Origin of the sequence: Aeromonas sp. ANP5 (genome assembly GCF_963870295.1) — a bacterium.
Taxonomy (GTDB): Bacteria; Pseudomonadota; Gammaproteobacteria; order Enterobacterales; family Aeromonadaceae; genus Aeromonas; species Aeromonas veronii.
Genome location: NZ_CAWMRY010000023.1, coordinates 70,127 through 80,341, shown reverse-complemented (window position 1 = coordinate 80,341; position 10,215 = coordinate 70,127). Strand labels below are relative to the sequence as shown.

Sequence of the window (10,215 nt, the reverse complement as noted above, 5' to 3'; positions counted from 1 at the left end):
ACAGCATCCCATCCCTTGTCGGGATAGACGAACGTCCGCGCTGACTCAGGGCAGTTTCACCGCTCGCACCGCAACCTCTGGCAGGGCGAAGGCATCTTGCGCGGCGATGAGTTGCAGCTCGTAAGCCTGCTGACGCCAGGTCTCCTGCAGCACCGCATCTACCGAGGCGTTGGTGCGCTCGAACGCGCTGACCGCATCGTGACCGGCCAGCAAATTCGCCAGCATCAGGGCGCTGATAAGATCGCCCACCCCCACCGGCTGGCGGGCAAAGTCATAAAGCGGACGGGCAATCAAGTAATCCCCTTGCGGGGTGGCCAGCAGCATCTCGAAGCGGCTGGAGTCCTCTGCCGCACGACCGAGATGCTTGACCAGCACCAGCTTGACGCCGCGGGCCAGCAGCTGATGTGCGGCAGCGCGGGTCTGATCCAGATCAGCCAGATGGGTATCGCAGAGGGTCTCCAGCTCCAGCAGGTTGGGGGCCATCATGTCGGCCACCGGCAGCGCCTGCTCGGTCAGGAAACGGGTGACGCCGGGAGCGACGATACACCCCTTCTCCGGGTGACCCATCACGGGGTCGCAGAAGTAGATGGCATCGGGGTTGGCCGCCTTGACGGCGTTGACCACGGTCAGGATCTCGTCCCCCTGCTCAGCGGAGCCAAGGTAGCCGCTCAGCACGGCGTCACACTGGCTCAACACCGCGATATTGCCCAATCCTTTCACCAGCGCACTGATATGACCCGCCGGCATCGCCATTCCCTGCCACCCCTGGGCATATTGGGTGTGGTTGGAAAACTGCACCGTGTTGATGGGCCATACATCCATACCGAGGCGACGCATGGGGAAGACGGCCGCGCTGTTGCCGGCACAACCAAAGACCACGTGGGACTGAATAGAGAGAACGGATTTCATCGGGAATACCACAGCAAAGGATCAGCAAGGTGGGCAATATATCGGATGAAGATAACGATGCGCCACCTTGGCGCGGGATGAACAGGCAATTTCCTGACTAAAGACAGGTTTTTTGCGCCATTTGGCCCGCGTCGACAGGATGAGCGGCGCCATGATGCGCCGCGTCACCGTCCATCACATGCCGTTGTGCTCAACGCCATGACGAGCAAAGTGATAGACCCATCCCTCATCACACGGCATGTCACTGGGTGGCGAAATCAGCTCAGGCAATACCGTCACCTTGCCACCAGCGGCATATTGCAGCGCCATCAGGGCGCAGAGCGCCGCATCGTAGCGATCGGTGCCGACCAGCACGTCCGCAGGCAGTAAGGCCGCCAGCTCGGGCCGTGCCGGGGAGGCCTTGCCGCCCACTTTGGCCAATGCCGGATAGACCTCCAGCACGGCACGACTGGCCTTCGGGGCAACGGTCGGCACCAGTTGCAGATCCGAGAGCTGCGGCAGCATGGAGAGCGCCAGGGTTGCATTGTTACCGAGCCGGTCGAAGGTGGCCGACAGCGGCTTCTTGCCGTACTGCTGATACAACCAGCGCTCGCAGTCACGATAGGCGTAGGGGTTGTCTATCTCCCGTTCGGGCACGGCGCAGCTATGTGGCTGGCCGTTGAGCAGATCCCGCAAGGCACGGGGAAAGGCGAGCGGCGCATCGATACCGAGCGCCAGTTGCGGGCAGGCTTCTACCTGCATCAGGGTCAGCTCGTTTTGCAGGGCGGGACGCAGTAGAGCGGCCAGATCCGGCGCCACCCGCGAGCTCAGACGAAACAGCGGCGACACCCCGAACCAGTGCAGGCGGTTGGAGTCGGCCTGCCAGCCCACCACGGCCACCGCCTGGGCACTGCCCTGCCAGCCACGCACATCCCAGCCGATCCCGATTGCACTCATCTGCCCTGCCGTCATCAATTACCTCTGTTCGCCTGTCACAAGTTGCAAGAGGCACAGGGTAATCAGCAGAGGCCCTTAACGCAAAGCGAACCGCCCACTCAGAACGATTTCTGGAAGTTCACCAGCGGCAGAATGGGGAAAACGCCGTTGGCGGCATAGTTGGCCAGCCCGATCTGCAAGCCATCGAGGTGCTTGGTCGCATTGATAAAGCCAATCTGGAAGGTGGTACGCTCGGCATAATTGACGAAGCCGACGTTGGCCAGCGCATTGCCCTTGGCGATATTGACCGCCCCCCAGTTAAGCCCCTGCACATTGTTGGTCAGGTTGACCAGCCCCAGATTGACGCCGGTATCCTGCCCTTCGTGCCAGTTGATGGCGTTGATGGCGACCCCGCCAAACTGGTGGCGCACCCGACCAGCACCCAGGAATACCCCGAGCTGCAGGCCGCTGAACTGATCCACATCGGAGAGGGCGAAGATCGGCAGATCAATGCCCTTCACCTGACCGGTCCGACCGTAGAGCAGCGAGGCGCGCGCCCCTTCCACCTGATGGGACGCGGGCAAATTGACCCCGGGCAGCGAGACCTGCACCGGAGTACTGGCCTGCGCGACACCGCACAGAGTCAGGGCGCTGCATGCCAGCAGCAGGCGGGATAGTGTCATGGGAAGTTCCTTGGGCCATAGAGAGTGGCCCGATCCTAACAGTCAGGAGAGAGTGTGGGCACACCAGCAGGGACGAGGTGCGTCACGATACGTCACGGTTGGCCCTCTCACCTCTCCATCAGGACTTGCGAAAGCGCCACCTCAAGAACAATCGGCCACTTTTTCGCAGCGAGTGGCCCCTCTTCCTTTCTTTGCCTGAGCGAACTGCCTAAAATAGTCGCCCTGCTGTATCCGGCATTCATCCATCTAGAGGATTTCCCATGGAGACGTTTCTGCTCGAAGGTCACCCCTTCGTTGCCTTGTGTGACCTTATCAAACATCAGGGGTGGGCCGATTGTGGCGGCGCCGCCAAGGCGCTCGTCGCCGAAGGGCTGGTCGAGGTGGACGGTCAGGTGGAGACCCGCAAGCGCTGCAAGATCGTGGCCGAACAGGTGGTCAACTTCAACGGCATGAAGGTCGTGGTGAAAGAGGGCGTCAGCCCGGAGATTGGCTAAACCCGTTTCGGGGAGCCACTCTCCGGCAACCCGCTAGCTGGCCTTGATCGACAGGGTCAGCACAAAACGCGCCATCGCCTCATCCCCGTTCAATGACGGACAGGTGGCCACCACCCGGATGGGGCGATTGATGCGCTGACCGCTTGCCAGCGATTCGTCGATCATGGCGTCAATCTCCTCCCCCGCTGCACAGTCGAACTGCACATCCCCCTCCGGTCGTTTCAAAAACTCCCCCTGCACATCCTTGAAGGCGAAGTGCACCTTCTTGCGCCGCTGCCGCCCCTTCTCCATCACCAGCAGACCGCCCACCAGATCGGCGCCGGTCGCCAGCGCGCCAAAATACATGCTGCCCAGATGGTTGCGGGTACGCCAGCCAAGGGGAATGCGAATGCGCAGCGCCTTGGCGTTCATCTCTTCGATGATCGGGGCACAAAACCCGATGACGGGAATGTAGCGCCAGGCAAACAGCCGGAGCGCCAGATTGGCTTTGAAGCGTTGCAAATCCATATGCGAACTGATCCGATGAGTTAATGTAAACAACATGTTGCCTGCATCTGCGCCATTCGACAAGCACAGGGATCACGGTTACGACCTTTTGCCCAACCCAAAAAAACAGAGGGAACCGCACCGGTTCCCTCTTTTCGCTCATGTCGCTGTTACAGCAAATGTGCCGATCAGGCGCGCTTCTCTTCGAGCCAAGCCCCCTGACTCTGCATCTCGAACAGCTGGGCATAGTGACCGCCGAGGGCCATCAACTCACCATGGGTACCCCGCTCGCTCACCTGACCGCGGGAGAGCAGCAGGATCTCGTCCGCATCGACGATGGTCGAGAGGCGGTGGGCGATGGCGATGGTGGTGCGGCCACGACGGGCAGCAGAGATCGCCTGCGACAGCGCCAACTCGGTCTGGGAGTCCACGCTGGCCGTCGCTTCATCCAGAATGAGGATACGCGGATCTCCCACCAGTGCACGGGCAAAGGAGAGCAGTTGCCGCTGACCGGCGGAGAGGTTCTTGCCACCCTCCTCCATCAGGGTGTTGATCCCCTGTGGCAAGCTGTGCACAAACTCGGCCAGCTGCACCTCGCTCAGCGCCTGCCAGAGCCGCGCGTCATCTATGCCGGCGCGGCCGAGACGCAGGTTCTCCGCCAGAGTGCCGACGAAGATAAAGGGATCCTGCTGCACCAACCCGATGCTGCGGCGCACCGCCGCCAGCGACAGAGTATCCAGTGCGTGATCATCGAAGCGGATCTGCCCCTGATCCAGCGGATAGAAGCCCATCAGCAGGCTGATGATGGTGGACTTGCCGCTGCCGGTATGGCCCACCAGCGCCAGCATCTGGCCCGGTTTTGCGGCAAAGCTGACCTCCCGCAGCACCTGCTGCTCGCCATCGTAGGAGAAGCTCACCCGCTCGAAACTGACCCGTCCTTCCAGCGGGATCATCTCGCCCTCGGTGCTTTCGCGGGTTTCATCGAGCAGGGCAAAGACCCGCTCCCCCGCCACCATCGCCTGCTGCAGCTGGTTAAGCTGGTTGGTCATCTCGATGAGCGGCTCGATCATCCGGCCCAAATAGCTGATAAAGGCGTAGAGCACCCCTACCTGAATGGCACCAGCGTGGCTCACCCCCTCGTGGGCGAACAGCGCCAACAGGCCAATCAGCACCATCATGTAGAAGAGATCGATGAGCGGACGCAGCAAAATGCCGTTGATCTTGAGGCTCTTGATCCGTGCCGACCAGTGTTGCTGGTTCACCTCGGCAAAGGCGTTGGCAAAGTGGCGCTCCTGCACCATCGCCTGGATCACCGGCATCCCCTGCAGCGACTCGTTGAGGCGGCTGTTGATGTCGGAAAGCAGGCTGCGGGTCGCTCGCACCACCGGCACGCTCAGTTTCTGGTAGAGCCACATCACCCCACCCACTGCGGGCAGCAGCAGGGAGCAGACCAGCATCAGCCGCAGATCCAGCAGCGCCATCGAGATGAGGATGCCGCACAAGAGCACCACTTTTTGCACCAGCAAGCCGATCACCTGCACATAGAGGTTCATGATCGCCTCGGTGTCGTTGGTGATGCGGGAAATCAGCGAGCCGGAGCGATGCTTGTCAAAGTAGCGGGCCGGCAACCGGATAGCGGTGGCAAACACCTGCTCGCGCAAGGTTTGCACCACCGCCTGGGCGATACGGTTAAAGCGCAGGGATTGCAAATAGAAGCCCGCCGCCGAGAGTACCTGCAAGCCCAGATAGCCCGCTGCAATCAGGGCTATGGTGGGCAGCACGATATTGCGCGGCGCCAGATAGTCATCGATAAAGAGCTTGATCAGCAGCGGCCCGGCCACTTCGGCGCCGGTGGCGAGCAGCAAACAGATCCCCGCCTGGATCAGCCAACGAGGATACTGGGCGCAGTAGGCGAGCAGTCGTTTAATGGTCGGATTCACAGGCTCTCCTCCACCGCTTCTTCGAGACGCTGGTAACGCACCATATCTGCGTACCAGCCATTGTGCGCCATCAGGGCACCGTGATGACCCCGCTCGCTAACGGTCCCCTGCTCCAGCACCAGGATCTCGTCGGCCTGCTCCACCGCCGTCATGCGATGGCTGACCAGGATCAGGGTGCGACGATGGGCTTTGAGGGCATGCAGAATTTGCTGCTCGGTGTGGGCATCCACCGCCGAGAGCGCATCATCGAGCACCAGAATGGGCGCATCCAGCAGCAGGGCGCGGGCAATAGCCAGCCGCTGTTTCTGGCCGCCGGAGAGGGTCACTCCTTTCTCCCCCACCTCGGTCTCATAACCCTTGGGGAAACGCACGATATCATCGTGGACACAGGCAATGCGTGCCACCCGTTCGACCTCCTCGCGGCTCGCATCGGGTTTGCCCAGGGCGATATTGGCGGCGATGGTGGTGGAAAACAGGAATGGCTCCTGTGGCACATATGCAAATTGGCTGCGCAGTGTGGCGAGCGGCAACTGGTCAATCGGTACGCCCCCCATGACAATCGAACCGTGAGTCGGATTGGCAAGGCGCATCAACAGCTTGAGCAGGGAGCTCTTGCCTGCCCCGGTGCGCCCCACCACCCCGAGCATCCCCCCTTGCTTGAGGGTAACGTCGATATCCGCAAGCAGGGTGCGCTGCTCAAGTTGATAGCTCACCCCTTTGATCTGCAAAGGAAAGGCCGAGGTAAACACCGCCGGCTGGGCGGGCTCTTCGATATCGCTGCGCTCCCCAAGCAGGCTTTCGATACGGGAGTAGGCGGCGCTGCCCCGCTCGATGATGTTGAACAGCCAGGCGATGGCAAACATCGGCCAGATCAGCTGGCCGAGGTACATGGTGAAGCTGGTGAGCTCACCCAGGGTCAACTCACCCTGCAGCACCAACACACTGCCCCCCGCCACCGCGAGGAAGTAGGAGCAACCGATACAGAGATAGATGACCGGATCGAACTTGGCATCGATGCGGGCCACCGCCATATTGCGCTCCCCCGCCTGTTTGGTCAGCTCGGCAAAGCCCTCATCTTCCAGCGATTCAACCGCATAGGATTTCAGCACCCGCACGCCGGAAAGAGCCTCCTGGGTCTTGTTGTTGAGCCTGGAGAAGGCCCCTTGCGCCGCCTTGAACTGGGTGTAGATCTGGGTGCCGAAGCGATTCATGAAATAGGCCATCACCGGCAGCGGCAGCAAGGAGACCAGCGTCAGCTGCCAGGAGTACTGGCTGCACATGATGGAGAGCACCAATACCCCGACCATGATGGAGTCCACCAGAGTCAGCACCCCTTCGCCAGCGGTCATCTCCACAGCCTGAATGTCATTGGTGGCATGGGCCATCAAATCGCCAGTACGGTGGCGCTGATAAAAATCGGGGCTCATCCGGGTGAAATGACTGAACAGGCGATTGCGCAACACATAGGCCAGACGGTAAGAGGCACCGAACAGCATCACCCGCCAGACGTAGCGCAGCAGATAAATCAGCACACCCAGACCAAACAGCCCCGCCAGATAGCGCATCAAGGTACCATTGTCGAGACCGCCCCTGGTGATGCCATCCACCACCCAGCCCACCACTTTGGGCGGAATAACGGTCAACAGGGCCACCATCAGCAGCAGGGAGATGGCAGCCAGATAACGGGGCCACTGCTCCTTGAAAAACCAGCTCAATCGTAGAAATACGCTCACACCACCAACCTTTAGCGCTCTCTGCCCGTGACCGCTCCAAGGAGCGGCCATCAGAGAAGCCACGCAGAAATAGAAGAATGAAAACAATCGCCTCCGGCTGGAGGCGATTCGAACGAAAGCTCATCATATCCCGAACCGGGATGGTTGAGAATAATTACTATTTAATTCACTGTGACATGCGATCATCCCCTGATGAATAGGGATTATACGAATTTTCATGCTGCTCACCGGTCAACAGGAAGTGTGACACCTCTTCCCGGGTCTGGCTGAACACCTGTTGCAACTGCTCCAGATCCGTCTCGCTTAGCACCTCGTTTTGCCGCAGGCGCCACTCCAGCTCGCCAGCCACCAATTGCAGACGGGCCGCCGAGATATTGGCAGACACCCCCTTGAGGGTGTGCAGCAGCTTGCTGGCCACCTCGGGCTGCTGACGGCGCAGGGCGGAGCGGATCTCCCACAGATCGTCCTTGTGCTCCGACATGAACAGCTTGAACAGGATCTGCAACGCCTCCTTGTCCTGCTCCAGCCGCTTGAGTGCATCCTGCAGATCGAGGATCCCGATCATATCCGGCGGTTTCACCTCCATGATCCCCGCCTGCTCCACCCCTTGCGGCTTTACCCACTGCAGCAGGTTGTTGTAGAGATCCAGCTTGCTCACCGGCTTGGTGACATAGCCATTCATCCCCACCCCCAGGCAACGCTCCTTGTCACCGGGCATGGCACTGGCGGTGAGGGCAATGATGGGCACATCGTGCTTGTCGACCATCTTGCGGATCTGGCGGGTGGCATCGAGTCCGTCCAGTACTGGCATCTGCAAATCCATCAGGATCACGTCAAAAGGCTGCTCGGCGACCCGCTCCACCGCCTCCCGACCATTGCTGACCACACACACCACCGCATCGACGCGCCGCAGATACTCGATGATGAGCTGCTGATTGACCCGGTTGTCTTCCGCCAACAGCACTCGGGTACCCTGCAACAGGGATTTGAAGTGTTGCTGATCCCCCTGTGCCTCGGCCTTGCGCAGGTTGAGCTCGTAAGAGCTGCCGTTGAGCAGTTCGTCCACCTTGGCCAGCAGGGCATTTTCGGTCATCGGTTTGGGCAGAAAATGGGTCAGCCCCATGCTGTCCATCCGGGCGTGCAGCCCCTCTCTGGCCCAGGCACTGATCATCAGGATGGGGATCCGCCGCCACTGGCTGTGCTGATACATCTCCAGCGCCAGATCGAGCCCGTCCTCCTGGCCCATGCGCCAGTCGAGGATCGCCAACCGCAGATTCGGTCCCTCTTCACGGAGCAGCTGACGGGCACGAGAAAGGGAGTTGACCGGCAGCACCCGCACACCAGCCCGAGTCAGAATGTCCCGGGCCAGATCCAGCACCAGTTCGTTGTCATCCATCACCATCACCAGCGGCTGGTTTTCGAAGAAGACTTTCCGTCCAGCGACGCCGTAGACCGCCTGCGCCATCGGAATATCAAACTTGAACAGAGAGCCGACGCCAGGCTTGCTCTCTACGGTGATCCGCCCCCCCATCAGCTCCACCAGACGCTGGGAGATATTGAGCCCAAGACCCGAGCCGCCATATTTGCGGGTATTACCCGCCTCCAGCTGAGTAAACGCCTGAAACAGTTGGGTCTGCTTCTCTTCGGCAATGCCGATGCCGGTATCGCGCACACTGAAGCGGATCCGCATTGGGTGAGGATTGGCCAGCTCGATGCAGACTTCGACTTCACCGCGTTCGGTAAACTTGATGGCGTTGTTCACCAGATTGACCAGCACTTGTCCCAATCGCAGGGGATCTCCACGCAAGAAGACCGGTACCTCCGGTGACTTGCGAATAACCACCTCCACGTGTTTGCGCTCCGCCAGATCGGCAAACATGCCCGCCAGCGAATCGAGCTGCTCGCTGAGATCGAAGTCGATCTCCTCCAACGTCAGCTTGCCGGACTCCACCTTGGTCAAATCAAGGATGTCGTTGATCAGCAGCAGCAGGGTATCGGATGAGGATTTGATCTTGCCCAGATAGTCCCGCTGTTGTTGATCCAGTTCAGTCTGCAGTGCCAGCGAGCTAAAACCTATGATGGCATTCATGGGGGTGCGGATCTCGTGGCTCATGTTGGCCAGAAAATCGCTTTTGGCCTGGGCCAGCAAGCCGGTCTGGCGCGACAGTTCGCTCAGCTTCTGGTTACGGCGCCACAGGGTGAAGGCCACCAGCGCAAAGCAGATCAAAGCTCCGCACAGCACCATCAGATAAAAGCGATTCATCAAAGAGGAGGCGCGCTCCAGCTTGTCGAGTTTCCAGCGCACCAAACTCTCGATCACATGCATGTCGATGAGCTGGTAACGCAAGGTGTGATAGGCCATCACCTGCTGGCTCATCTCCTTGCTCAGGCGGATCAGGGTCGCGATCTCCGGCAAGTTGCCATAACGGGATTGCAACTGCTGTTGCAGCTGATCCAGCGTAGTCTGTTCACGTTTGTCCCAACTGCGCTGCAGATAGTTGCTCAGTTGCGCCAGCTCCTCCAGGTCGCGATGAAGCGCACTGTCTGACGGGCTTATCCCCCGCACCTTTTTAATCTGGGCCTGCAGGGGCGCATTGAGATACTCGATAGCCATCTCAATGGCATGAAGCCTGGCCAGCGCCATCAGATAGGTGTCCATGTCCTCAAGCAGTGCCTGGGAGAGATCGTCTTGCACCAGCTCGGGATCGCTTCTGACTTCCCGTACAAAACCGTCAAGGGTGATGGATAACTGGTTCAGGCGCTGCTGGACATTGCTGTCATTGGCCTGCTCCCGCCCAAGCAGATAGACGGTATCGGCGTTGATCCGGTTCAGCACCACCTCGGCCGCGTCGTTCAGGTCGTGGGCCTGTTGCTGCTGACTGAGCGACTGCCAGCAGTAGCCCGAAAAGGCGAGCAGCAAGGCAACGATCAGCCCTGGCACAGCACGGTTTTTCCGTGATCCTTTATTCATCCCGTCTCGACTCTCATCTGGTGGTCGCTGAATTATCCGGTTAGGCAATGAACCCTGGGGGAATTATCCACTCCCGCTGGGCAC

The 10,215-nt window shown here is 60.1% G+C and carries 8 protein-coding genes; 1 reads left to right on the top strand and 7 read right to left on the bottom strand.

The window, feature by feature from the left end:
* Positions 1-45: 45 nt before the first annotated feature.
* The 3 genes from pdxY to AACT07_RS14090 all read right to left on the bottom strand — a co-directional run bounded on the left by pdxY (position 46) and on the right by AACT07_RS14090 (position 2,507).
* Positions 46-909 (bottom strand): pyridoxal kinase PdxY, encoded by an 864-nt coding sequence (gene pdxY, locus AACT07_RS14100; protein ID WP_069528399.1) that lies wholly within the window; start codon positions 907-909, stop codon positions 46-48.
* Positions 910-1,083: 174 nt separating this feature from the next.
* Positions 1,084-1,860, bottom strand: coding sequence for a DUF429 domain-containing protein (locus tag AACT07_RS14095; RefSeq protein ID WP_069528397.1), 777 nt, complete (start codon positions 1,858-1,860; stop codon positions 1,084-1,086).
* Between the two features lie 83 nt (positions 1,861-1,943).
* On the bottom strand, positions 1,944-2,507 hold the full coding sequence (locus tag AACT07_RS14090; protein ID WP_005352548.1) for a VC2662 family protein: 564 nt from the start codon (positions 2,505-2,507) through the stop codon (positions 1,944-1,946).
* 260 nt (positions 2,508-2,767) lie between these two features.
* On the opposite strand from AACT07_RS14090, the gene ybcJ reads away from it, so the two are divergent.
* Positions 2,768-3,001, top strand: a complete 234-nt coding sequence (gene ybcJ, locus AACT07_RS14085; protein WP_005361116.1) for a ribosome-associated protein YbcJ — start codon at positions 2,768-2,770, stop codon at positions 2,999-3,001.
* 33 nt (positions 3,002-3,034) lie between these two features.
* Here the strand turns inward: ybcJ and AACT07_RS14080 are convergent, their stop codons facing one another.
* From AACT07_RS14080 to AACT07_RS14065, 4 genes are all read right to left on the bottom strand, one after another.
* Positions 3,035-3,508, bottom strand: coding sequence for a DUF4442 domain-containing protein (locus AACT07_RS14080; protein WP_005352552.1), 474 nt, complete (start codon positions 3,506-3,508; stop codon positions 3,035-3,037).
* Between the two features lie 167 nt (positions 3,509-3,675).
* A complete protein-coding gene (locus AACT07_RS14075; RefSeq protein WP_069528395.1) occupies positions 3,676-5,427 on the bottom strand; it encodes an ABC transporter transmembrane domain-containing protein in 1,752 nt (583 codons plus the stop codon).
* Positions 5,424-7,160, bottom strand: a complete 1,737-nt coding sequence (locus AACT07_RS14070; protein WP_069528393.1) for an ABC transporter transmembrane domain-containing protein — start codon at positions 7,158-7,160, stop codon at positions 5,424-5,426. The genes AACT07_RS14075 and AACT07_RS14070 overlap by 4 nt, the downstream gene beginning before the upstream one ends.
* A 166-nt stretch (positions 7,161-7,326) precedes the next feature.
* Positions 7,327-10,131 (bottom strand): hybrid sensor histidine kinase/response regulator, encoded by a 2,805-nt coding sequence (locus AACT07_RS14065; protein WP_069528390.1) that lies wholly within the window; start codon positions 10,129-10,131, stop codon positions 7,327-7,329.
* Positions 10,132-10,215 lie beyond the last annotated feature (84 nt).